A 24,131-nucleotide genomic window follows, 5' to 3' on the forward strand; every position below is an offset into this window, starting at 1 on the left:
TAGGCTAGCCTATTTTGTGTAAATTAAAATTTTAAACTCAAATTTCTGCGCAGAAACTGATTTTTTCTTAATACCATCATTAAGTCTTGTGAAAACTTTTGATATTAATTGAATCATATATTAATAACTTAAAAATTTTCTGTCAAATCGCTTAGTAAATTTTTAGCTTCTAAAAATCAATAACTTAGATTTGGCATAAAATTTTTTTTATTTTTCGTAATATTTTTTATTAAAAAGCTTTAAAGGTAATTTGGTTTTATGAATAAGTGTAAATAGTTTTGCCAACCTCAGCAAAATAATACATCTATATGTAAAAAAGATAGAGAATTATTAAGGTTAATATAGAAGTGGGTTTACCCCACTTTTATATTTATGCAGCTTGTGCTTTAAATCTTGTTAGATAATTCGGAACAATTAGATCGATATTTGTAGGATTAATTTTTAAATCTTTAAATGTTAGAACATTTCGATTTTCTTGAATGCAATCAAATTTTAATGATTCAAGTTGATCTAATGTAAGAAGTGGTTTTGGAAATAGTTGCGCAAAAAAAGCTATAAAGCTTGCAACTGGAAATGGTAAATTGATAATTTTAGTAGAATTACCAGTAAGATTAATTATATATTCTAAAATTTCTTTAAATGTCATTTTTTCAGGACCTGCAAGCTCATAAATTCCAGGTTTAGCATCAAGATTATCAATAATATTTGCCACTGCAAGAGCTAAATCTCCTACATAAACCGGTTGAAATTTATTCTTCCCACCACCAATAGCTGGTAAAAAAGGCATGTAACGCGACATGTCGCCAAATTGATTAAAGAAATTGTCTTCTTCACCAAAAATAACGTTTGGTCTAATTATAAAATAATTATCTATTATTGTTCTTATTTTTCTTTCACCTTCGAGTTTTGTAATAGCATATTTACTTTTGCATTTATCAATTCCCATAGCTGAAAAATAAATGAATTTTTTTACACCAAAATCACTACAAATTTTTGCTAAATTTTCTGGAAAGTTTTTATGAATTTTTTCAAAAGTATTTTTACCTTTTTCATAAAGTATTCCAATTAAATCTATTACATATGTTGAGCCATTCACAACTTTTCTTAGTTGAGTTAAGTCATTTATATTACAATAAGTTGTAACTATTTGGCCCACATGACCTGCGGTTTTAAGGAAAGTTGCTTGGCTTGGATGTCGACAAATTATATTAATTCTGTACCCACGCTTTGCAAGTTCTTTAACTATATATCTACCAACAAAACCTGAGCCACCGAATATTGTAATCACTTGCTCTCTCATCTTTTCCTCCCTTTTCATATCTATTCTTAATTATATAGGGGTAAATTTTAAAATTGAAAGTTTTTATTTACATATATTTGTTGCAAATTGTTTCGAAAATCAGATGGTTAAAAATTTAATACAATTGAAATTTTAATTATATGTAAAATTTATTAACAAAATATTAAAATAATTCTTGAAATTTTACTAAATTAATTATATTGTTATGTGGTATTTAAAACCATAAACTATAGGAATTATTGATGTCTAAAGATAATTTATCAATTAAAAATCAAAAAATAAGTAATTGGCAGAAAGAGTTACTCAATCTTGTCAATACTCAAAAATATAAGGAAGCTTTAGATTATTGTCAAAATGCTAAAGAAGATTATAGCAAAGATTCAGTAACGCTAACCATTAAAGGTTTTGCGCATTCTAACCTAAAAGAATATACTGAAGCGTTAAAGTGCTATAGTGAGGCTTTATCGATTGATATAAGTAATAGTAGCGCTTGGTATAATTTAGGTGTTACTTATACTCAAATGCCAGGAGAAAATGAAGAAAAAGCTCTACATTGTTATGATAAAGTATTAGAAATTAGTCCAAATCGCTTAGATGCTTTATATAATAAAAGTATTATTCTTTTATATTCGACAAATACAAAGAAAGGTAATTTTAAATATAATGAAGCTATTCATAGCTTTAATTTGATTTTAAAAGCTCTTCCTCACCCTGAATATTCTTATATTAAAGAAGAAGATATTTGGTTCTATAAAGGAAATTGTTATAAAAAATTAGAGGAATATTCTAAAGCTATTGAGTGTTATAATATAGCGCTTAAAATTAATCCAAATTTTTTAGGAGCGCGTGCAAAAAAATTAAATGTTTTATATACTATGGAGCTTACTGAAGTTTTTAAAATGAATGAAAAAAGCGAAAGAGGCCTTGAGAGTAATTCTAATTTTAGAGAATTAGCAGAAAATAACGTTGATGAAGAAAAAACTTTTACTATAGAGCATTTAAAAATACTAAATAGTTTATCAACAGAAAATAAAGAAGCTGTTATGGAAATAATAAAAAAAGCTAAAGAAAAAGAAAATGTGCTGAATGCATAATCTTACGCTTACCCAGCGTTTTTAATTGCATTTATTTAATAGTTTTGATACAAAAAAATTAAATAATTTGCCCGGATGGCGGAATTGGTAGACGCGCTAGTTTCAGGTACTAGTGGCTGAAAAGCCTTGGAAGTTCAAATCTTCTTTCGGGCACCAATAAAATTATTCAGAAATGTACAAGGTAAATTATACTTAAATTTAAAATAAAATTATTAAATAAAGAGGGTGGCTTTGAGTATTTTTCTTCATAAAAATGATCTTCCAAATGACTTTAAAATAAATGGTGATATTGCAATTGATACTGAAGCGATGGGGTTAAATAATCATCGAGATAGATTGTGTTTACTTCAATTTTCAAATGGTAATGGCGAAGTTCATTTAGTTCAATTTGTAGATAAAAAATTCGATTGCCCAAATCTCAAAAAATTACTTAGTGATCCGAAGCGTACTAAAATTTTGCATTATGCAAGATTTGATGTCGCTATTATTAAAAAATATTTAGATGTACTTTTAGAACCAATTTATTGCACTAAAATTGCTTCTAAACTTATTAGAACTTATACTGACCAACATAGCCTTAAAGAATTGTGTAAAGATCTTGTAGGGGTAACTTTATCAAAAGCGCAAAGGTCAAGTGATTGGGGAGCAGATGAATTGAGTGAAGAGCAGCTTCAATATGCTGCTTCTGATGTTCTATATTTACATCAAATTAAAGAAAAACTTGATGTAGTTTTAAAAAGAGAAAATAGAGATAAATTAGCCCAAAAATGCTTTGAGTTTTTACCAACACAGGCTGAACTTGACCTTTTAGGTTTTGGAGAAGATATTTTCATGCATTAGTTTTTCCGGTTTTCAACTTTAAGTTATTGAAAATTGATTAAAACTATAATAATTTCAATGGAAATTATGTATTATAAGTTCTTAACTAAAATATATTAATTGTTGCAAAAATATAAAAAAAGTTTAATATAAGTGTAAATAATATGCCCCATGTTAATACAATGAATTTAAAAGAAATTTTAATGAGCGAGTTTGAACAAGAACCGCAAATTGTTGAAACTAAAGAAAATTATAAAAATAGAATTTTGGGAATAACCGGCTGTTTTAAAAAAGGAATTAATGATTTAGAAGACTTAATAGATGAGTCGTATACGCAAGCTATTGAATTAATTAAGAAAAAACGTGGGCGTATTTTAACGTGCGGAATAGGTAAAAGTGGTTTTATAGCTAAAAAAGCGGCAGCAAGCCTTGCATCTACCGGAACACCTGCATATTTTGTGCATCCTTCAGAAGCGGCTCATGGTGATTTAGGGATGATTACTAAAGACGATGCGTTGTTTTTAGTATCATATTCTGGGAAAAGTGCAGAATTATTACCTGTTATGTATTATGCTAAAAATATAGGTTGTCCTATTATTGCAATAGTTTCTAATACGACTTCAGTATTAGCAAAGAACTCTAATGTAGTTTTAAAATTACCTGTAGTTAAAGAACCAACAGATTTACCAGCGCCTTTTATTTCAACTGCTTTAAGCTTAGTAGTATTTGATATCATTAGCGTGCTTATGATGGAAGAAATTGAATTCAATAAGGATGATTATGCAAAATTGCATCCTGGTGGTAAAATAGGAAGTGTTTTAAAACTTGTTGGCGAAGTTATGCATAAGGGAGATGAATTGCCTTTAGTATATGAAAACCAAAAAATGTCAGAAGTGATAATTGAAATTTCAAATAAAAAACTTGGTTGTGCTTGCGTGGTTGATAGTAATAGACATTTAGTAGGGGTTATTACTGACGGAGATTTAAGTCGTCATATGCATGAAAACTTATTGTCAGAATTTGCTCATAATATAATGACAAAAAATCCTAGGAGTTTAACTCCTAACATGCTTATTAGTGAAGCTTTTGAAATTATTAAAGATAAAAAAATTACAAATTTTCCTGTAGTGGATGAAGATAAGAACATAGTCGGAATGTTACATATACATGATATTATAAAATTGGTAGGTGATGAATAAAGCGTTATTAATAAATAAAATATCTTCTAAAAGTAAAGCTTTCGTTTTTAAAGTTCTTTGCTTATCAATTTTTATTTCAATAATTGTAAGCCTTGGTTTATTCATGACGTTTAATTCTAATACTAACAAAATTGTTTTTAAATCTGTTGTTAATAACCAAATTAAAAAATTAGATAAAATAATCAGGAACCCAGTACTTTACGGATATGATGATAAAGAACAACCTTATAATGTAATGGCAAAAGAAGCTTTTGAAGTTAATAAAGATGAAGTGAAGTTAGTCGATTTAACTGCTGAAGCTTTTTCAAATTCTGGAAAATGGGTAGCAGCCTTAGCAGAGCAGGGGATATTAGGTAATAATAATTCAACACTTGATTTAGTAGGCGCTGTACAAATTTTTACTAATAATGCTGAAGAATTTAAAACTGATAAAGTAAGGCTTTACTTAAAAGAAGGTGTTGCTGAAAGCACTGCCCCTGTAGAATTATTTAGCGAAAAAGTTACACTTAATGCAACAGGAATAAAAATTACTAAGCATGGTAAAAATATTCAGTTTACAGGACCGGTAAAAATGGTAATCTATCAATAAATTATCAATTTTTACTTATTTCTGAGAGAGTTATGAGATTATTATTTACATTTTTCCTTTCCACCATTGTTTCCTTTAGTTATGCAGATGATAAAATTGTTAAACCTAAAAGCAATTCACCTGTAAGCATTCAGTCTGATTCATTGGAATTTGATCAAGAGAAAAATCAGGCGACATTTTCAGGAAATGTTATAGTTAATCAAGACGATACAGAAATAAAATCTAATAAAATTATTGTCCACTATTTTAAAGCAGAAAAGGATGATAAAAAGCCGGCAGAAGAAGCTAAAGCTGAACTTTCAAATCAAGGTTTTGGGAATCGTAAAATTGTAAAAATCGATGCTGTAGGAAATGTTATTTTAACTTCACCTGATAAAAAAGCTTTTGCTGATAAAGCCATTTATAATTTAGAGCGTAAACAACTTGAAATGTTTGGCAATGTAAAACTCGTTCAAGATAAATCCGAACTTTATGGAAATAGGCTTATGTACGATTTAGCATCAAATAAAGCAAGTATTTTTGGTGAAGAAAAGCATCTTGTTAATCATGAGCAAAAGAAAAGAGTTAAAGCAGTTATAATGCCTAAAGAATAGTTTTTATTAAACGCTATAAAGAAAAAAGGAGCTATTTAGCTCCTTTTTTTATGGATGCAATTAAAAATCAAGATAAATTGAACTTGCGCAAGCTCTTTCAGCATAATTTCTAAAGCTTTCAAGTTTACGTTCTTGTGGCTCACCTTTTGTTTCTGCAATTTCTTTTAAATTTTTTTCAGAATTAGTTTCTTCAGCTTTTAATTCAACTATTTGTGAATTTCTTTCACCAATTCTTTTAAAATGACCGCTTAATACATTAAAGAATCTATTACCCCAATTATTATACATTTCTTCATCGCATACATAAATATTTTGAAGTGTAAAATTACTTTCATTACAAACTTTAAGTAATTGATGATATGGTGCTTCAATGATTTTAATATTATCTTGGAAGTTTTCTGTTGGAGTTTCAGCTTTATAATTGAAATATAAAGTTCTAATGGTTTCATTACCCTCAAGAATTTTAATTAAGCCATATAATTCTTCACGCTTCAAAAAGTTATCCATCATTAAAGAATTTATGTGAGAACTATTAATAGCTGAAACTATTTTGTAATTATTTTCTTCACCAAAACTTGTTTGAAATAAACGAAGTTTTTTTAAGTTAGAAGTTTTAATAAAGTGTGCTATTATTTCTGCAATTGAGCTATTTTGCTTTTCATCACTAAATTCAAACCCATTAATGGTTAAGCCCTTACAAGTTTTAATACCTTTAAGAAATTTTTCAATATTTGCAGCTAATTGTTCATTATTTTCAAAAGTTATAATAATGCCTTCTTTAACAAACTGAGAAACTACTTTTAAGTTTTCTTCACTAAAAAGTTCAGTAGAGAAATTATGTGAAGAAAGATTTGAATTATTTTTTTTCATTTCTTCCATAATTGTTTCTTTAGTAATAAAAAATTTATAGCTCTCAAAAAAATCTGAGGTTTTTGGTGGTGCTATAAATAAAGCTAATTCAGTGCGTTCAGATTTATTTACATGCTCAATCGCTGCATTTACTGTATTTTCGTCTTTTATAATCATCTTTATTACCTTTAATATATTTTATATAATTATATAAAAGACATGCTAATCCAAAATTATCAATTAATCAAATATTAAGAATTTCTATTTTTCAAACATTTATCCTTGATTAAACGCATATAAAAAAATATATTTTAATGTCTAATTAAAATATTGGTAAGAAAATGACGGTTTTACACGCAGAAGGTTTAGCAAAATTCTATGGTGATAGAATGGTTGTAAGGGATGTTTCTCTAGAACTTAAAAGAGGCGAAATAGTAGGGCTTTTAGGACCAAATGGCGCTGGTAAAACAACATGTTTTTATATGATAGCAGGGTTAATTGCCCCAGATGATGGTAAAATTTATTTGGGTGATTATGAAATTACTACTATGGCAATGTATAGAAGAGCTCGCTTAGGCTTAGGTTATTTACCTCAGGAAGCTTCAATTTTTCGTGGTCTTACCGTTGAAGAAAATTTAATGGCAGTTCTTGAAGTTGTCGAGCCTTCAACTACTCAAAGAGCAATATCGCTAGAAGAAATTTTAGAAGCGTTTTCATTAAGACATTTAAGAAAAATTCTTTCAACCACTCTTTCAGGTGGAGAAAGAAGAAGGCTTGAAATTGCTCGTGCCATTGCAGCCAAACCCCATTTTCTTTTACTAGATGAACCATTTGCAGGGGTTGACCCAGTTGCAGTAAACGAAATTAAAAACCTAATTGATTACTTAGCGGATATTGATATTGGAATTTTAATTACAGATCACAATGTGCGTGAGACACTTGGAATAGTGAACCGTGCATATATAGTTCACGATGGAAGTATTTTAATGCACGGCACACCTAACGAAGTTATCCAAAACGAAGACGTTAGAAGAGTATATTTAGGCGAAAAGTTTTAAAACTTATTTAGCTGGTGAATTTTTATCGCCTTTGTTTTCTACTTTTATTATAGCGCTTAAATACATTCTCTTAGAATATTCAATTAATTTAGCTTTTACATCTTCTAGAGATGCACTATTAGGTTGATTTTGATCTCTAAAATTATGGTTATTATTGTTTTCCTGACCATTTCTAAAGTTATCTGTTTGAACATGTTCCAACTTTAATTTGTTTGAGGACTTATATTTGAATTTTTCATTATTTTCTTTGAATAAGGTTTTAACTTTATCTTTAGAGTTAAAACTAACTTCATTAAGTGGTTTGTATTGTTCATATCTATTTTTAAGATCTTTATCTTTTCCAATTACTTTTTTCTTTAAGTAACCAGCTAATCCTTTTAATTCTTTATATTTAGTTTCCATAAATTGTTGTGACTTAGCACTTGCATCATCAATATTATGAATTTTAAATTTTTCTGCATTTAAAGATTGTTCATCATAGGCTACTTCAACTTCTTTTAACCTATCAATGGTATCGTTAAATCTTTCTTGATAAACAGCTTTGAATTCTTCTAAATGTTTTTCAATTTTATATACAAAATTGAATAAAGCTTGTTCTACAGCCTCACTTGGAAGAGAAGCAAAATATTTCATAAGGTTTACTTCTTCTTTTCCTAAAGTAGCTATAAACTGATGATTAGAATTAAAACTAATTTTATCTTTTTTACGTATAAATAATTTTTTTAACTGTTCGAGGTTTATTCCTTCGTAAAAATAAATTCGTTTTGCAGCTTTTGATTTGGCTGTGCCGTTTCCTTCCTTATTTTTAATAAATCCAAATTGATTTAATTCATTTCCTCCACCTAAGAAATTTTTGGTTATGCCTAAGAAAGATGAAATAACAACTGACTCAGCGAGTGCATAAGGACATATTTTATGTTCTTTATTATTAAATAATTGATCAAGACTTGCATAGGCAAATTTATTATTAGGATTTAATCCTAATTCTCTTATTACTCTTAAACTATTTTTTTTCGATATCCCTTCATTTTTCCTTTGATGTCTTTCAACTTTAGCTTTTGCTCCTGTGTTATCATCTACAATTTGTAAAGGAAGAGTTGGATGGTTATATTGAGACTGCTCTTTCTCAAGCTTTTCTTCATCAGTTAAATACCAATGTATTCCATGATATTCTATTTTATTAGTAAACCATCTACTTAAAATACCTAATCTATTTTTATAACCATCCATTGGTTGTAACGCTCTTCCAATATAAAAATAGTTATTAAAAAAGTAAGATCTATCCTGTAATAAATCATGAGCTAAATGAGATAAGAAAACATTATTTATTAACTTATCTTGCATAATTAAAGAAGATAAGAATAAAGATTTTGATAATAAGTCTTTTCTAAGCTCATTACCTGCAAAATTCCATATTACCTCACTTGCTGGTAATTTTTCTTTAAAAAGTTTATCTAAATCTTTAGATAATTCTGCGCTATCAATATTAGGGTCATCGAATAAATGTTGAGCAAATAAATAGACATCTGAATCCTTTAAAGTTTGTTGTCCAATATAGCTAGATTGTTTTCTATGATGAGTTGCTTTAGCCATGCCATTTCTAACTTGGCGTAGAGCGTTTGGTTTAGGTTTATTTTTAACTGTGCTATTTTCTTCCTTAATATCTTTGATGCTATGATCTTTAGAAGTTATAACGATTTTAGTAGTATCGGTTGAGTTTTCATCATCGTATTTAACGCTTTTATTGCTGTTTATTACAACAGTACCGGTATCGCTTTCATAGCCTTCTTCTTCAGATGAAGAATCTTTAATTACCATTGTAGCGTTAAAAGTATCATCATCTACATTATTTATAACTAATGTAGGGTTTTCATTATCACTTCCTTCGTCAGTTACAAAAAGCTTACCATCTTTCCTAATTTCTATTTCATTATCAATATCACTATCATAATTAATGTCATTATCAGAATAATTTGGAGTGTTTTTAATTGAAAAATCTCCTAAACCTTTAAGAATTTCTTTTGCTGTATTAATTCCAAAATTTGGTCCTAATGAGTGGATATCTTCTTCATTGGTATCAGAAAATTCTGTATTTGTATCATTATTTGTATCACTAGGTTTCTTTTTTGCATATCTTTTCCTACGTTCTTTAACGGATTTAGAGGTGCCAGTAGATTGAGTTACACTTGGAGCTTTATCTTTTGCTCCATCAATTAAATTGTTATCAGCCAAATTTGAATTTTCTGGCTCATTTGTATGAATAGTAGGAGGTGTTTTTGAAATTATTTTATAAACAAAATATCCTATAATACTACTACTAGTGAATAGTCCAGCAAATATAAAACCACGTGTTCTCGTTGATAAGGATAAGAATGCTTTAACTAGTCTTTGAAACATAAAATATACCGTAAAATGTGAATAAATATTTATTTTAAAATTTAGTTAATTATATATTAATAGCGTTAATCTGTCAACGGAACTTTAAGATGGGGTTTAAAAATTAATTAAATAAAAATACTTAAATATATCAATAGCTTGTAAAAGTTATTTAAAGTATTACATTAAGTTATTGTAAAAAATCTATGAGTTAATTATAGTTAACGTTTAAGCGTTTTCTAATTTGAGGATAGCTTCTTTTATAGGTTTAAAAGATTTACGATGGTGAATAGTTATTCCATATTTTTCAATGGCTTCAATTTGAGCTTTAGTTCCATAGCCTTTATTACTTGCCCAGTTATATTCTGGAAAGTCATTATGAAGTTTATACATAAGCCTATCTCTATAAACTTTAGCAATTATGGAAGCCGCGGCTATTGCTTTGACTTTACTATCACCTTGAATAACAAATTCTGACAACGCGTTATTAGGGAATTTAGGAACCATATTACCATCAACAAGTATGATGTTTGCGGTTTTTCCTAAATTTTCGTAAGCCCTCACCATGGCAAGTTTAGTGGCATTTAAAATATTTAATTCGTCAATTTCATCCACGCTTGCTTCACCAATTCCGTAAGCGCAGTTTTGAAGAAGAAGAGGGTAGAGTTTTTCTCTAGCTACTTCTGACAATTGTTTTGAATCGTTAACATTTTCAGGAATCTTATCAGAATATAGGAGAGCGCATGCAACCACCGGGCCTGCCCATGGTCCACGGCCTGCTTCATCAATTCCAATAACAGAATAATTATATTTTTCTTCTAAAACACTAAACATATCAGTTATTTAAGGGGAATTTATAAAATTCGCAAGAAAATATTTTAAACTTACTTGAAGTTAAATTAATATCATTGTAACATCAATTAACTAACTAAATTTAAATATTGTTTTTACGAATTTTGTTAACGCACACAAAGTATTGCTTCTTTTAAAAGCTAAAAATTATTAAAAAGTGTGAGGCTTACGCTTAATTTAGTTTATTGAAATTTGATAAGTGTTATTTATAAATTATATGAGTTTTGTATGCGTTTAGATTATCTTCCATATTTAATAGGGTGCTTAGTTGCCCTAGCTGATTCTGCATCTGATATTTATGCACCGAGTCTACCTGCTATAAGTGAATATTTTCATACTACTGAAAAGGTTACTGCTCTAACTATGAGTATTAACTTAATTGGTATAGCTTTTTCTGGCCTTATTTACGGTCCTTTATCCGACTATTATGGTAGACGACCAATTCTATTAATAAGCTGGAGCGGATTTGTTTTTGGTAGCATTTTAAGTCTTTTTGCTCACTCGATTGAATATTTAATTATTTTCCGCTTTATTCAAGGACTAGGGGGTGGCGCAGCATTTGTTATTGGAATTTCAACCTTACGAGATGTTTTTGATAGTGAAAAATATAGTAAAATCCTTTCAAAAATAGGAATGATTGTAGCCTTATCACCTGGTATTGGTCCAATCGTTGGAAGTATTATTGCAGATAAATATGATTGGAAAGCGGTTTTTTTACTTGTAACTATAAGTGGTATTATAGGATTAATAGCTTTATTTTTCCTACTTCCTGAAACTAATAAAAAGAATGTAATTGAAAGAGTATTTGTAAAAAATATTATCAAAACTTATTTAAAATTAGTTATTAATCCATATTATTTTGGTTTCATATTTTTAAAAATTGCTACTCTTTTTTGGCTCTGGGGTGAACTTGGTAATTTGCCATTTATATTTATAAATGGTATGGGGCTTGATGTGGGTTACTATGGTTATTTCTTTGCCTTTGGAGTAGTTATCTATACATTAGGTACTATTTTTAACCAAAGATTTGTAAGCTACTTAGGTATAACCCGTATGTTAAACCTAGGAGTTGCACTTACAATAATAAGCAGTGTTATCTTAATTATAGGAAACATTTTAGCAAACATGAACCCTTGGGCTTTTCAAATTTGTAAAATTCCTGCAGCTTTTGGAATTGCTTTAATATTTGGAAATGCTACTACTAAAGCTCTAAGTACTGTTGGAAAAGATACAGGGGCTGCAGCTGCATTAATGGCGGCGTTTGAAATGATTGTAGGTAGTATTGGAATTATGGTAGTAAGTAAATTCTATGATGGTACAACTTTGCCGCTTGCAATAGTAATGCTACTTTCTTCAATTAGCGCTGCCATTGTTTTATACTTTTTACAAAAATTTCCAAAAGATGAATCTAATGAGCCTAAGCCAGTACTTACTAATTAAAGAAAATGAATAAAAAACTCATTCCAATACTTATAGGTTTTATTATCGCAGTTTCGGAAGCTGCAACCGATGTATATGCTCCAAACTTACCTGTAATAAGCGAATTTTTTAAAGTTAATGAGGAGCTAACCACGTTAACCATGAGTTTGTATTTAATAGGTATAGCTTTGTCAGCCCTTATTTATGGGCCTTTATCAGATTATTACGGAAGAAAACCTATTCTTACTATAAGTTTATATATTTTTACATTTGGAAATTTTTTAGGCTTATTTGCAAATTCTATAGGCTTATTAATCTTTATAAGGTTTATTCAAGGCATCGGGGCAGGTTCAGCTCTTATTCTAGGAATGAGTATTATAAATGATTTATATGATACTAAAAAAAGTTCAAAAGTATGGTCAAAAGTTAGCTTAGTAATGGGATTATCTTCTGCTGTTACGCCAATCATAGGTAGTTTTATTGCAAAAAGTTCTGATTGGAAATTAGTGTTTAACCTGCTTGCCTTTATTTCTTTCTTAATACTTTTATTTACCTATAAATATCTACCTGAAACAAATAGAAACCTTTCTAAGCAATTCTCATTAAAAAACATAATAATTAAATATCGTATTGCGCTTAATAACAGGCACTTTTTAATTTTCGCTTTTATAAAAGTTATAACAATATTTTGGTTCTTAGGTGAAATAAGTAACCTTCCATTTATATATCTTGAGGGAATGAATTTACCTGTAGAACAATATGGATATTTTTATGCATTTGGCGTTGGAATGTATATTTTAGGAAATATTTTTAATAAAAAATATGTTACCTATTATGGTGTAAATAAAATGCTTCAGATAGGGATTTATTTAACGTTAACTACAGGTGTTTCTTTAATTGTAAGTAGTTACTTTTTTACACTCACTCCTATTGTTGCCCAAGTTTTAAAAATTCCTGCAGGAATTGGTTTAGCTTTAATTTTAGATAATGCAACTGTAAAAGCGCTTGAATATACAAATAGAAATACCGGAGCTCACGCTGCATTAATGGGTGCGTCCGAAATGTTATTTGGGAGCTTAGGTGTAATTATAATTAGTCAATTTTATAATGGTACAATGTTACCAATTGGCATTATGATTACTACAGCAAGTTTAATTGCATTTATCTTAAACCATTATAAAAGAAATTTTATATAATAGTTTTATCTACCTATTATTTTAGATATATTTGATTTTATAGTTTCACGATTAAAGTAACTTACAACTCTATTACTTAAATCAGTTATCACTTTTCTAGTTTCAGGGTTGTTACTGAGCCATTTATTTGTTATATTTACCCCCATATAAGCACAAAGTGCAAAGCATGCGATTGTAAGAACATCTCTAATGTAACTTGGCTTCTTCCATAGTTTGTATTTGTCATTAAAACAATTAATATTAATTGTTAACTCTTTTGAGTTTTTCAAAGTTTCAATAACCCTTTTTTTCTCTTTTGTATTTAATGAATCTAATAAAGATTTTGTAATTTCAAAACAATCATCCCTCTCTAAATCTAATAAATAGGTAAATACATTTGAGTAAATTTTTTGATTAAAGCTAGTTTCATTAAATTTTTCTAGTAAATTTAGATTAAACCCTAACTTTTGAAAAGCTTGAAATAGGTTCTTATCAATTTTATTTTTCTCTGATTTATTGATTTTATGATGTAAATTTATAAAGTAATTATGTAAATTTTTATCGAAATCATTTTTATCATCATCATTTATTGGCTGTTTAGTTAAAGCTTTTATTAAATAAGCATCCCAATTAGTTTTACCAATTGTAATTTCATTCTTGGTTTCAACTTGGCCTTTAGCAAATTCATAAATTGCTTTTAATTCATCATTACTTAATTCAATAAGTTCCGGATAAATATTTGGAAATTCTTTATTTTTCTTATAAACAGCTTGATAAAATTCAATAAATTCTTGAACGTGATTGCCTTTAAAATAAATATCAAATACAGAAAACTCTTCAACTGTCTTTCCTACCAAATCCTTAGTATAAACATTATATGTTAGTTTAAAAGGTTTTGTATTATTAGAAGTAATAATATCAAATAAATCACCGATTGGAAGATTTTGATTTTTCGCAGTTTGATTACTATAGTGAAATAAAGGATGCTCTCGGTTATTTTTAATATATTCATCTAAATTAAAATCTTCTATTCTACAATGATAAGTTTTGACATTCCCATTTCTTATAATATCAAATTTAACTGTCTTAATAACAGGTTTAAAGAGTTTATATAAAAACTCTTTAAACCTGTTATTAAGTATTACTTCAGGATTTTGATTATTATGATTTGTAAGAATTAATCTAAAATCTCTATAAAAATTATCATCAACTACATTTTGAAAATTACCTTGCGGGTCAAAAATTGGTTTAATTTCATTTTGATTTGAATGCTGTTGTTGCATTATAATACCATAAATATTTATTAATTTTAAGGTATTATAACTTAAATAATCAGTTAAGTAAAGATAATATATTAACTATAATTTAACATATTGTTACGTCTCTTTTAAGATATTGAAAATATTAGCTTTAAAATTTCCTAAAGAAAACCCCTTAGCTTTTATTTCGTATATTTGGCATTTTTTGCTTCAAATTAAACCTATTAAAGCTATTAGCAAGTTTATTTGTTATATTATTTAACAAAGATGCTTCTTCATTCTTAGAAGTAAATGATTTTACAGCAAATTTAATGCCAATTGCACAAAGAATAGAAAAAGTTCCAATTATTAAAATTCTTTTAATATAACTTGTGTAATGAATTTTATTATTAGAATTTGAGTTGCGAGGGGAATTTAAATTTGTAGGGTTTTCTAGAAATGTAAAATCACCGCTTTTCTGTATTCGAGTAATATCAAAAGAAGTTTCTTTTCTTTTAAGGTGCGCTGGTAATGTAGTTTTAAAAGGAGAGGGAGCGTCGATTTCAGCAAATGGATTACTTTGAATTGGTGCAGGACTAGATATTATCTTCCATAATTTATGCTTGTTATTAAACTCATTAATAATTTCTACGTATTCCATATTTGTTTTCAATTCTTCAATTATTAATTTTTGCTTCGATTTAAGTAAAGAATCAAAAAGGTTTTTTGCTAATTGAAATTTATCAGCTCTTTCTAATGCTAATAAAAATATTATTGCGTTAGGATATTCCTGTTTTGTAATTTCGTCAGTAAATTTTGAAGTAAAATCAAATGAGGTTTTTAATTTAATAAATGAGCTTATTAAATGAGGATTTAAGATTTCTGTATTATTAAACCTAGGATGAAAGTTTATAATATAGTTATAAACAATTTTTTTAAATTCAATTTTATCTTTTTCATTAAGGTCTTCGTGTGTTAATGCTTTTACTAAACATTTAGGCCACTTATTTTTTAAATGGACAAAATTAATTAAAGCATCAGCTTGTGATGGAGTCAATTCTCTAAAATTAGGGTATGTAAAGGGATTTTCCTGTGCTTTAATATAAATATGTTCATAGAAAAGGCAAAATGCATAAGGTTTTTTTATATAAAAATCTAAAATGCTTTTTTCTCTTTTCTTTTTTTTTGGATCTAAATATGAAAGATGTAAAACCTCCTGCTCATAACTTGTAATAATCGAAATTAATAAGCTAACTTGAAAATGTCTATTATTATGACATTCAAGTGGATGTACTTTATTTATTTTAATGAATTCTTCTATTTCAAATAAACTTGCATGAAAATTAAATACAACTATTTCATTAACACCATCACAAGTTATATTTTCAAATTCAAAATGTATTAAATCATTTTCTTGGTTTTGAGAAGGTATTATAATTCTAATATTATGACTAATTACTTCTTTAAAGGCTTTATAAAAAGTGTCATTTATTTTGTCGAAAATTACTATAGTTTTTTTTGGGGAAAAGTTACCTTGAAGCATAATTAACCATAAATTGAGTTTATTGGATAATTATAAATTATTAATTATGTAAGTAAATATTTGAAAAGTTTTTAAATTAAAATATTAGTAAAATTTTTGAACAATGAAAATTATTTATAAATCATAAAGCTAAAATTTTAGCTTTATGATTTATAAGAAAGATTTTATTTTTTACCTAAAGAATTTCCAGAATTTTGTTTTTCAGAAGATTTAACTTCTTTTTGCTCTACTTCTGTACGTTTAGATAAAGGGCTAATTTTAAAAGGACTAATACTTCTTGTTGAGCGATTACTTGAAGGTTCTGCAGGCGAAATATCACTAACGACAGTTAAAGGATTAAAACTTGATACCCAAGATTTAACTTTAGAGTAATAAGTATTTCTAGAATTTGATTGCGGTAAAGGAGTATTATTTGTTGATAACTCTTGATTATTACCTTGAGGAGATGACTGTTTAGAATTTTTACTCTGTAAATTTGCATTAGGTTTAAAAATTGATTTTACAATTTCAATGTCAATTTTCTCTTTTTTATTAATTGAAACAGATTCATTATTAACTTCTGATTTTTTCGGTTCTAAGTTTAAACCTATAAATTCTAAAGCTGTTGCTTTAGCTTTAATTGCGCATTCTTCACCGCCATGTCCATCGAATATACCGAATAAAACTGGTTTTTGAGCCTGATTAATGTTAAATACATTTACAGTAATATTATCATCTGAGCTTCCTATAGCTGCTCTTAATAAAAGATCTGATAATGAATATTCATTATTTTTATTATTAGTATAATAATCATAAATAATATTTTTAATTTTTCTTTCATTAATACAATCTTTCTCATATAACCCGTCGCAGCCTGTAATAATTATAATTTTTTTTCCTTCTGCAAGTAATTGAGTGTAATTTTTTTGGCCAAAATCAGGCTCATACGGTACTTTACCTTCAAGTGTTGCATTACCGAATGCACCGCCTGTAGCAAGAGCACCATTTATTCTGCCCATGCATACGACACCACGTTTTGATCTAATTTTTTTATAAATTACAGGTTCAGAAGGTGCTTGATCAAAAGTTAACCTACGGCTATTTTCTTCATCAATTGTACCGTCTTTATTTAAAACCACTTGAGTAATCCTTGGATCACCTAAATTACTATAAGAAAAAGTTTGAGTAGATGGGTTGTAATACCCTATTACGCTTGTTGTTCCTGAAGCTTCAGATTTTGTTTTTTCGTAAATAGTTTTATTAAGTTGAGCTAAATATTCTAATGATTGTAATGAATTTAATTGAATGTTTTCTTTTTCTTCTGCAAAAAACTGGTCTTCTTGGTTACGTCTTTGCCCTTGTGCTTCTGAAATTAGGAAAGGACCTTTTGCCAAATCTATATATGTATTTTCGCCTTTATTACGTTCAGTAATAGCACTTGCTATTGTTTTTTTAAACGCTTCAGGATCAATTCTATGTTTATTTTTTTCTTCAAACTCTTGCTCTCTTTTTTCTTCTAATTTATCAAGTTCTCTATTTTGCTCGTATTGGTCTTTAGCTTTTGTATCAAGTAAATTTACTGCTACTAAAGTTAAAAAGTTTTTTGAATTTAATAATTTTGGATCTAATGTAGAAGTCACTTTACCAATAGCTTCTTTTAAAGATTCTACATCCATAGTTTTAATTCTATCTGGTGTATACTCATCAAATTGTAGGGCTTCTAATTCTATGAGTTTATTAAATAAGCCATTTAAATTATGTTCACCATGTAATGTAAACTCATTTAATTCATTTGATTTAAGAATTTCTTCTAAATTAGGTGTTTCTAAAGCTAAATTTATTGCTTGAGTAATATTTAAAAATTCCTTACCTAAAAAAGATGCAAATGGAGATTGTGATTTAGCCATAAATAATTCCTAATTTTAAATGATATATAAAATGTTAGTTTAAACATTGTTAAATTTTAATGTTGTTTTAATAAAGGGTCAATGAATTACTTTAAAACTACACGATTGTGTTATTTTTAAAAGCTTTCTTATAATTTACGATTAAAGTAATCCAAAAAATATTTTAGCATTTTCAATTACGTTTTGAAATTCATTAAAGTTAGGAGTAGTTGAATCAGCATTTTCAATAAAGGTTCCGCCTAAAACGCCGATATCCTCTTTTTTTGCATTTAAATGCGATTTAGGAAAAATATAAAAATAATGAGCATATTTATTTCCATTGGAATCTACTTTTTCATCAATATCGACAAAAATTGTATAATTTAAATTTTCTGGGTTTTGGTTTTTTAGCATAACTAAATGCCCTTGGACGGGTAACATCTTTTTGTCATCTAAAAGTTCTTTAGCGCCAATACCAGCGGCATTTACAATTATTTTTTCTTTTACTTTATTAAAGCTATTAATTTTAATTCGATTAAAAATTATTTCTTTCTTTTTTAAAAAACTATTTAGTTGATCCATAATTTGAGCAGTTTCAATAAATATACAATCATCATACGCGAACATCTTATAAGTTTTGCCATTTTTAAAATCTAATATAACTTCTTTAGCAGGGCTTATTATTCCTTCACGAACATATCTTTCTAATGGTGATTGTCTTTTATTTAAATAATAGGCTGGAATTATACGAGCACCACTTTTTAAAAATGTATGTTTTTTTTCAACAATTGATTTATAAAAATTATATGAATATATACTAATACCAGCGATTTTATCCTTTAAAGTCGGGTAGCTGCGAGAAGAGGGAGGAGCAAAGGATGCACCAGCATTGTGGGAGGCAAGGTTATCAAATTCTTCTGCGTAAATAATAATGTTTTTAAAACCGTTTTCTAATAATTCTATTGTAGTAAATAATCCCTTCACTCCTGCGCCAATTACTGCAATAGGTTCATTTTTTTTAACATTAGGATATTTATCAATAAATGAATTTACTAAATAATTTGCAGCACCTGGTGCAATTGTCCAGCCAGCACCACCCTGGCCATAATTATTAAGAATAATTTTATTATCCAGCTCTATAATGTTTATACGAGGTTCACCGCGACGTTTAGGGCGATAACAAAGAATGTTATCTCCTATATTTTCTACTTCTAAACGAGGAGGGTTTATGTAACGAATTTCCATTTTATTTGAATAGATCAAAGAATTTATCAAGAAAAATATAGAAGTGAATATAGTAGGTTTTAGAAAATTAGTAAATTTTATAAATCTTTTTTGCGTATATAAATTATAACAAGTGAGATATAAAATATCTCACTTGTTATAATTAACTTATCTTACACCGTAAAATTCTCTAGCAGTTTCAATAATTCTATTAAATTCTTCCGGATTAGATTGTTCGGTATAAGTTCCAACTGATATACTTCCACCGATTACGCCAACGCTTCCTGCATTCGCGGCATCAATAGAACGTTTTGGATGGATATAAAATGCTCTGTTAACTGTTTGACCAAATGAATCAACAGTGTTTCCAAAGTTAATATAAGCTACGTAATTTAAATCTTCAGCATATTCATTTTTTAATACCATTGTATATTGCTGAGCATAAATATTACGGCTATTTACTAAATCGTCTGGTGAGACACCACTTGTATCAACAATTACTTTGTGACGTAAAGCTGATACATCATTAATTTTAAGCTCTTTAAATACGACGCCCTTATCCTTTAAAAGTTCATAGAGCTTTTGTGTAAGTAAAGGAGCATCGATAAAGATTGTATCTTCATACATAACAGCAGGGCGTGTAGTACCGTTGCCAAAATCTAATTCAACATTTTTAGCCGGACGCATTAAACCTGCTTTAACAAAATTAGCAAAATCTGCATCTTCACGAGATTGGAAATATCCAGGAATAATTTTCGCTCCCACCCAAAAATATTTATGCTTTCCTTGTGCTATTTCCTTATAATATTTATAAGAGTATAAACCAAGTTCTTTAAATAAATGTTTTGATTTCTCATTAAAGGTAGAAGTTGTAGTGAAAATTCCTGAATCAGAGGTATTTAATAAATCGTTTAAGCTTTCAATATAAACTGAAATATTGTTATAACCCCTTTCTTTTAATTCAAGAGCAGTAAATAAGCTTTGAGCATTTCTTCCTATAACTGCAATTGGCTCATTCTTTGATACAGTAGTGCCAAATTTGTGAATAAATAAATCAGTAACATATTTAGCGCTAGCTGGACCTAAAGTCCATCCACCATCATTAAATCCGTAATTACTTATGAAATATTTACCACGTTTGAATTCTACTTCAAGAACAGGATTTTCTGCTCTTAATTGTACTTTTTTTGTGACTTTTAAAGCGATATTTTCTTTCTCAAATTTAGGCGGAACAATTCTACGTACTTCGGGTTCACTACTTTCAATTTGGAGGAAAGTTGACGCATGAGATAAGGTAGTTGATAAAACTAAAGCTGAAATGAAAAATATATTTTTTAAGGTTTTGTTAGCTTTGGTTTTAAGAATAAAATTATTTTCTAACATTGTAACTCCTATCTTAGGATTAAACAAAAAATCAGAAGGTTGCCCTTCTGATTTTTAATGATAAGTTAAAAATAAATTTTATTCTAGAGAAAAGTTTAACTTTTTGTTTACGCTAGTGCAACTTTCCTTCTATCTTCTAAATAATAGATTGAAATAAGTGAAATTAATGCAAAGAACATTATATAAAATGCTAGAGCTTCTTTAATTCCGGTATATTCAATTAAGAATGTTGCAACCATAGGAACTGTTCCACCAAAAATAGCTGCGGAAATATTATAGGAAAGTGCAACACCTGTATATCTTACGCTTGTAGGGAATAATTCAACTAAAATTGTTGGAATTGGTGCCATATATAATGATACTAACATACCAAAAATAAGTTGTCCTAGGAACGCAGAGAAAAAGTCATGACTCTTAAGTAATATAAAACATGGGTAAGCAAGTAGTAAGAATCCTAAAGCCGCAGCTCTAATTACAACTTTTCTACCAATCACATCTGACATATATCCTACTATTGGAATAAAGGCAGTTGCAATTAACATTGTAATTGAATTTATTATTGAAGCTTCATCAACTGAGCGACCTACAAATGTTGTCATAAAACTTTTCATAAAACTTACGAAAGTATAGAAAGGTACAGTTACGGTTAAATATAGGCAAATTGCAGTAATCAATTGAACTGGGAAATCTGTAAGAACTTTTCTTGTTGGTGCTTTTGCAATTAAACCTTTTGCTTTAGCTTCTTCATATTTTGGGCTTTCGTGAAGATTTGAACGAATATAAAGACCTACTAAGCCAATTACGAGTCCAATACCAAATGGTACTCTCCATCCCCATGCATTAAAACTTTCTGGGGACATGAAATTTGCGCATATCGCTGCGACCGCAGAGCCTGCTAAAATACCTAAATTCATACTAAACATAGCAGAACTACCTGCAAGACCACGTTTATTATCTGGAGCATGTTCTACCACAAAAGCGATTGATCCGCTAAACTCGCCACCAAGCGATAAACCTTGCAATAATCTAATAATTACTAAGCAAATAGGAGCTATCATTCCCACTTCTTGGTAACTTGGTAAAATAGCAATGAATGATGTTGGAATTGCCATAGTTAATATAGAGGCAGATAATGCTTGTCTTCTACCGAATTTATCACCTATATAACCAAAGAGTATAGCGCCTAGTGGACGCATAAAGAAGCCAGCTGCGAAAGCGGCGTATGTTGCCATTCGTGAAAGGAATATATCGTCGGAAGGAAAATAAAGTCTGCTTATTATTTCAACAAAATGTACGTATAAAGCGAAATCATACCATTCAAGTGCGTTGCCAATTATTCCGGCAGTAACAACCTTTCTCATGCAGTCCTCTTAAGTTGAGTTAGACATAATTTATAAAAATAAACTTCGAGGAAATACATCTTAATGTCAAGCGATAATTTCTATCATAAATTGAAAGTAAACTGCTGATTTTCAAGCAAATATTAAGGCAGGAAATTTTAGTTAATTATATTTAAATAATTTTGTTGTGAAGTGCGAAAGGTATTTAATGTTAATATTTTAATTTATATTGTTTATTAAAATATATTTTGATTAAAGAGGCTAAAATAGTAATTTTAAATTATATTTAAATAATAACTTAAAGTAACACATTAAGTTTATCGTATTTACATAATATTGCTTTATACAAAATGTATTTTCACATTATTAATTTTTTATTTTTAAATCTATTTTAATTGGTTAATTTATTAAAATATTTTGACTGATAATAATTTTTAAAATTAACAATGGATTTACTAAAAAGAACTGAAATATTAATAAACTTAATTGAAAATATTATTATAAAAAAAAGCCTAAAGAAATGCTCTTTAGGCTTTTTAAAATTTGGAAGATAGTTAGGACTAGAAATCCATACCGCCCATACCGCCCATGCCACCAGCCATTGGGTTTGCTGTAGGTTTATCATCTGCTTTTTCAACAATCGAAGCTTCAGTAGTAATGAAGAGACCTGCAACTGAAGCTGCATCTTCTAAAGCTGTTCTTACTACTTTAGTAGGATCAATAATACCAGCTTTAATCATATCTACATATTCAAGCTTCTGAGCATCGAATCCAAAGTTTGTATCATTGCTGTCAGTAAGTTTAGCAACAACTACAGCGCCATCAATACCAGCGTTTTCCGCAATTTGACGTAATGGAGCTTGAAGTGATCTTCTTACAATATTAATACCAGCTTTTTGGTCGTCATTAATAGCAGTTAAGCTATCAAGAGATCTTGAAGCATAGAAAAGTGCAATACCACCACCAGGAACAATTCCTTCAGCTACAGCTGCGCGAGTTGCATTTAATGCATCTTCTACGCGGTCTTTACGTTCTTTAACTTCAACTTCTGTAGCACCACCAACTTTAAGTACTGCAACACCACCTGAAAGTTTAGCTAATCTTTCTTGTAATTTTTCACGATCATAATCTGAAGTTGTTTCAGCAATTTGACCTTTAATTTGTTGGCAACGTTCATCAATTGCTTGTTTCTCACCACCACCATCAACGATTGTAGTATTATCCTTTGTAATACTTACTTTCTTAGCTGTTCCAAGCATATTTAAAGTTACATTTTCTAACTTCATACCTAAATCTTCACTGATAACTTCACCACCAGTAAGGATAGCAATATCTTCAAGCATTGATTTTCTTCTGTCACCAAATCCTGGTGCTTTAACAGCAGCAACTTTTAAGCCACCACGAAGTTTATTTACAACGAGAGTTGCTAAAGCTTCACCTTCAACATCTTCTGCAATAATTAATAAAGGTCTGCCTGATTGTACAACAGCTTCAAGTAATGGGAGCATTTGTTGTAAGTTTGAAAGTTTCTTTTCGTATAATAAAATGAAGGGTCTGTCTAATTCAACAGTCATTTTTTCTGAATTAGTTACGAAATAAGGTGAAAGGTAACCACGATCAAACATCATACCTTCAACTACTTCAAGTTCAAATTCTAGACCTTTAGCTTCTTCAACTGTAATTACACCTTCTTTACCAACTTTTTCCATAGCTTCAGCAAGTTTTTTACCGATAGTCTCATCACCATTAGCTGAAATGGTTCCCACTTGAGCAATTTCTTCAGAAGAGCTTGTATTTTTACTTTTCTTTTTAAGTTCTTCGATAACTGTTGTTACAGCTAAATCAATACCACGTTTAACATCCATTGGGTTAAGACCTGCAGTTACAACTTTATTACCTTCATTAATAATAGATTGAGCAAGTACAGTTGAGGTTGTTGTGCCATCACCAGCTTTATCGTTTGTTTTACTTGGAACTTCACGAACAAGTTGTGCTCCTAAGTTTTCCATTTTATCTGCTAAGGTAATTTCTTTAGCAACGGTCACGCCATCTTTTGTAATTCTTGGGGCGCCAAATGATTTTTCAATTACTACGTTACGTCCTCTAGGTCCAAGGGTAACTTTCACTGCATTAGCTAATATGTTTGCACCTTTAACCATTTTTTCACGTGCATCACTGCTATGAGTAACGATTTTTGAACACATTATTATATCTC

The 24,131-nt window shown here is 28.9% G+C and carries 19 protein-coding genes and 1 tRNA gene; 9 read left to right on the plus strand and 11 right to left on the minus strand.

Going from position 1 to position 24,131, the window contains the following annotated elements; translation table 11 throughout:
* Positions 1-370 precede the first annotated feature (370 nt).
* On the minus strand, positions 371-1,300 hold the full coding sequence (locus tag J0H68_02175) for a complex I NDUFA9 subunit family protein (GenBank protein MBN8827494.1): 930 nt from the start codon (positions 1,298-1,300) through the stop codon (positions 371-373).
* Between the two features lie 242 nt (positions 1,301-1,542).
* On the opposite strand from J0H68_02175, the gene J0H68_02180 reads away from it, so the two are divergent.
* The 6 genes from J0H68_02180 (at position 1,543) to lptA (ending at position 5,594) form a co-directional block, all read left to right on the plus strand.
* Positions 1,543-2,394: a tetratricopeptide repeat protein gene (locus J0H68_02180; protein MBN8827495.1), complete on the plus strand. Its 852-nt coding sequence runs from the start codon at positions 1,543-1,545 to the stop codon at positions 2,392-2,394.
* Positions 2,395-2,463: 69 nt separating this feature from the next.
* A tRNA-Leu gene (locus J0H68_02185) sits at positions 2,464-2,550 on the plus strand.
* Between the two features lie 75 nt (positions 2,551-2,625).
* Positions 2,626-3,234 (plus strand): ribonuclease D, encoded by a 609-nt coding sequence (locus J0H68_02190; GenBank protein ID MBN8827496.1) that lies wholly within the window; start codon positions 2,626-2,628, stop codon positions 3,232-3,234.
* Between the two features lie 143 nt (positions 3,235-3,377).
* Positions 3,378-4,412, plus strand: coding sequence for a KpsF/GutQ family sugar-phosphate isomerase (locus tag J0H68_02195; GenBank protein MBN8827497.1), 1,035 nt, complete (start codon positions 3,378-3,380; stop codon positions 4,410-4,412).
* Positions 4,405-5,001: an LPS export ABC transporter periplasmic protein LptC gene (gene lptC, locus J0H68_02200; protein ID MBN8827498.1), complete on the plus strand. Its 597-nt coding sequence runs from the start codon at positions 4,405-4,407 to the stop codon at positions 4,999-5,001. Before J0H68_02195 ends, lptC begins: the two co-directional genes overlap by 8 nt.
* Positions 5,002-5,033: 32 nt before the next feature.
* Complete coding sequence (gene lptA, locus J0H68_02205; protein ID MBN8827499.1) at positions 5,034-5,594, plus strand: lipopolysaccharide transport periplasmic protein LptA; 561 nt, start codon at positions 5,034-5,036, stop codon at positions 5,592-5,594.
* A gap of 60 nt (positions 5,595-5,654) precedes the next feature.
* Here the strand turns inward: lptA and J0H68_02210 are convergent, their stop codons facing one another.
* Positions 5,655-6,620 carry a hypothetical protein gene (locus J0H68_02210; protein MBN8827500.1) on the minus strand — a complete coding sequence of 322 codons (966 nt, stop codon included), beginning with the start codon at positions 6,618-6,620 and terminating at the stop codon, positions 5,655-5,657.
* Positions 6,621-6,784: 164 nt separating this feature from the next.
* Between J0H68_02210 and lptB the strand changes: the two genes are divergently transcribed.
* Complete coding sequence (gene lptB / locus J0H68_02215; protein ID MBN8827501.1) at positions 6,785-7,501, plus strand: LPS export ABC transporter ATP-binding protein; 717 nt, start codon at positions 6,785-6,787, stop codon at positions 7,499-7,501.
* A gap of 3 nt (positions 7,502-7,504) precedes the next feature.
* Here the strand turns inward: lptB and J0H68_02220 are convergent, their stop codons facing one another.
* Complete coding sequence (locus J0H68_02220; GenBank protein ID MBN8827502.1) at positions 7,505-9,898, minus strand: hypothetical protein; 2,394 nt, start codon at positions 9,896-9,898, stop codon at positions 7,505-7,507.
* 207 nt (positions 9,899-10,105) lie between these two features.
* Positions 10,106-10,711, minus strand: a complete 606-nt coding sequence (locus J0H68_02225; GenBank protein ID MBN8827503.1) for a ribonuclease HII — start codon at positions 10,709-10,711, stop codon at positions 10,106-10,108.
* A gap of 246 nt (positions 10,712-10,957) precedes the next feature.
* Here J0H68_02225 and J0H68_02230 point away from each other — a divergent pair, with 246 nt between their 5' ends.
* A complete protein-coding gene (locus tag J0H68_02230) occupies positions 10,958-12,169 on the plus strand; it encodes a multidrug effflux MFS transporter (GenBank protein MBN8827504.1) in 1,212 nt (403 codons plus the stop codon).
* Between the two features lie 5 nt (positions 12,170-12,174).
* Entirely contained in the window at positions 12,175-13,344 is a 1,170-nt protein-coding gene (locus tag J0H68_02235) for a multidrug effflux MFS transporter (protein MBN8827505.1), read from the plus strand.
* Between the two features lie 5 nt (positions 13,345-13,349).
* Here the strand turns inward: J0H68_02235 and J0H68_02240 are convergent, their stop codons facing one another.
* The 7 genes from J0H68_02240 to groL all read right to left on the minus strand — a co-directional run bounded on the left by J0H68_02240 (position 13,350) and on the right by groL (position 24,120).
* Positions 13,350-14,606, minus strand: a complete 1,257-nt coding sequence (locus J0H68_02240) for a hypothetical protein (GenBank protein MBN8827506.1) — start codon at positions 14,604-14,606, stop codon at positions 13,350-13,352.
* Positions 14,607-14,757: 151 nt separating this feature from the next.
* On the minus strand, positions 14,758-16,104 hold the full coding sequence (locus J0H68_02245; protein MBN8827507.1) for a hypothetical protein: 1,347 nt from the start codon (positions 16,102-16,104) through the stop codon (positions 14,758-14,760).
* Between the two features lie 164 nt (positions 16,105-16,268).
* Positions 16,269-17,990 (minus strand): SpoIIE family protein phosphatase, encoded by a 1,722-nt coding sequence (locus J0H68_02250; GenBank protein MBN8827508.1) that lies wholly within the window; start codon positions 17,988-17,990, stop codon positions 16,269-16,271.
* Between the two features lie 141 nt (positions 17,991-18,131).
* Positions 18,132-19,214, minus strand: a complete 1,083-nt coding sequence (locus tag J0H68_02255) for an FAD-dependent oxidoreductase (GenBank protein ID MBN8827509.1) — start codon at positions 19,212-19,214, stop codon at positions 18,132-18,134.
* A gap of 147 nt (positions 19,215-19,361) precedes the next feature.
* Entirely contained in the window at positions 19,362-20,576 is a 1,215-nt protein-coding gene (locus J0H68_02260; GenBank protein MBN8827510.1) for a hypothetical protein, read from the minus strand.
* Positions 20,577-20,683: 107 nt separating this feature from the next.
* Positions 20,684-21,937, minus strand: a complete 1,254-nt coding sequence (locus J0H68_02265; protein ID MBN8827511.1) for an MFS transporter — start codon at positions 21,935-21,937, stop codon at positions 20,684-20,686.
* A gap of 539 nt (positions 21,938-22,476) precedes the next feature.
* Positions 22,477-24,120 (minus strand): chaperonin GroEL, encoded by a 1,644-nt coding sequence (groL, locus tag J0H68_02270; GenBank protein MBN8827512.1) that lies wholly within the window; start codon positions 24,118-24,120, stop codon positions 22,477-22,479.
* Positions 24,121-24,131: the final 11 nt, after the last annotated feature.

Source organism: Sphingobacteriia bacterium, from assembly GCA_017304685.1.
Lineage (GTDB): Bacteria > Pseudomonadota > Alphaproteobacteria > Rickettsiales > 33-17 > JAFKLR01.

Excerpts from the sequence above, each read along its gene's own strand:
- lptC (MBN8827498.1), top strand. The coding sequence starts at position 4,405 with ATGAATAAAGCGTTATTAATAAATAAAATATCTTCTAAAAGTAAAGCT.
- J0H68_02225 (MBN8827503.1), bottom strand. The coding sequence starts at position 10,711 with ATGTTTAGTGTTTTAGAAGAAAAATATAATTATTCTGTTATTGGAATT.
- J0H68_02220 (MBN8827502.1), bottom strand. The coding sequence starts at position 9,898 with ATGTTTCAAAGACTAGTTAAAGCATTCTTATCCTTATCAACGAGAACA.
- J0H68_02175 (MBN8827494.1), bottom strand. The coding sequence starts at position 1,300 with ATGAGAGAGCAAGTGATTACAATATTCGGTGGCTCAGGTTTTGTTGGT.
- J0H68_02240 (MBN8827506.1), bottom strand. The coding sequence starts at position 14,606 with ATGCAACAACAGCATTCAAATCAAAATGAAATTAAACCAATTTTTGAC.
- J0H68_02230 (MBN8827504.1), top strand. The coding sequence starts at position 10,958 with ATGCGTTTAGATTATCTTCCATATTTAATAGGGTGCTTAGTTGCCCTA.
- J0H68_02260 (MBN8827510.1), bottom strand. The coding sequence starts at position 20,576 with ATGTTAGAAAATAATTTTATTCTTAAAACCAAAGCTAACAAAACCTTA.
- J0H68_02250 (MBN8827508.1), bottom strand. The coding sequence starts at position 17,990 with ATGGCTAAATCACAATCTCCATTTGCATCTTTTTTAGGTAAGGAATTT.
- J0H68_02265 (MBN8827511.1), bottom strand. The coding sequence starts at position 21,937 with ATGAGAAAGGTTGTTACTGCCGGAATAATTGGCAACGCACTTGAATGG.
- lptA (MBN8827499.1), top strand. The coding sequence starts at position 5,034 with ATGAGATTATTATTTACATTTTTCCTTTCCACCATTGTTTCCTTTAGT.
- lptB (MBN8827501.1), top strand. The coding sequence starts at position 6,785 with ATGACGGTTTTACACGCAGAAGGTTTAGCAAAATTCTATGGTGATAGA.
- J0H68_02255 (MBN8827509.1), bottom strand. The coding sequence starts at position 19,214 with ATGGAAATTCGTTACATAAACCCTCCTCGTTTAGAAGTAGAAAATATA.
- J0H68_02235 (MBN8827505.1), top strand. The coding sequence starts at position 12,175 with ATGAATAAAAAACTCATTCCAATACTTATAGGTTTTATTATCGCAGTT.
- J0H68_02245 (MBN8827507.1), bottom strand. The coding sequence starts at position 16,104 with ATGCTTCAAGGTAACTTTTCCCCAAAAAAAACTATAGTAATTTTCGAC.
- groL (MBN8827512.1), bottom strand. The coding sequence starts at position 24,120 with ATGTGTTCAAAAATCGTTACTCATAGCAGTGATGCACGTGAAAAAATG.
- J0H68_02195 (MBN8827497.1), top strand. The coding sequence starts at position 3,378 with ATGCCCCATGTTAATACAATGAATTTAAAAGAAATTTTAATGAGCGAG.
- J0H68_02210 (MBN8827500.1), bottom strand. The coding sequence starts at position 6,620 with ATGATTATAAAAGACGAAAATACAGTAAATGCAGCGATTGAGCATGTA.
- J0H68_02180 (MBN8827495.1), top strand. The coding sequence starts at position 1,543 with ATGTCTAAAGATAATTTATCAATTAAAAATCAAAAAATAAGTAATTGG.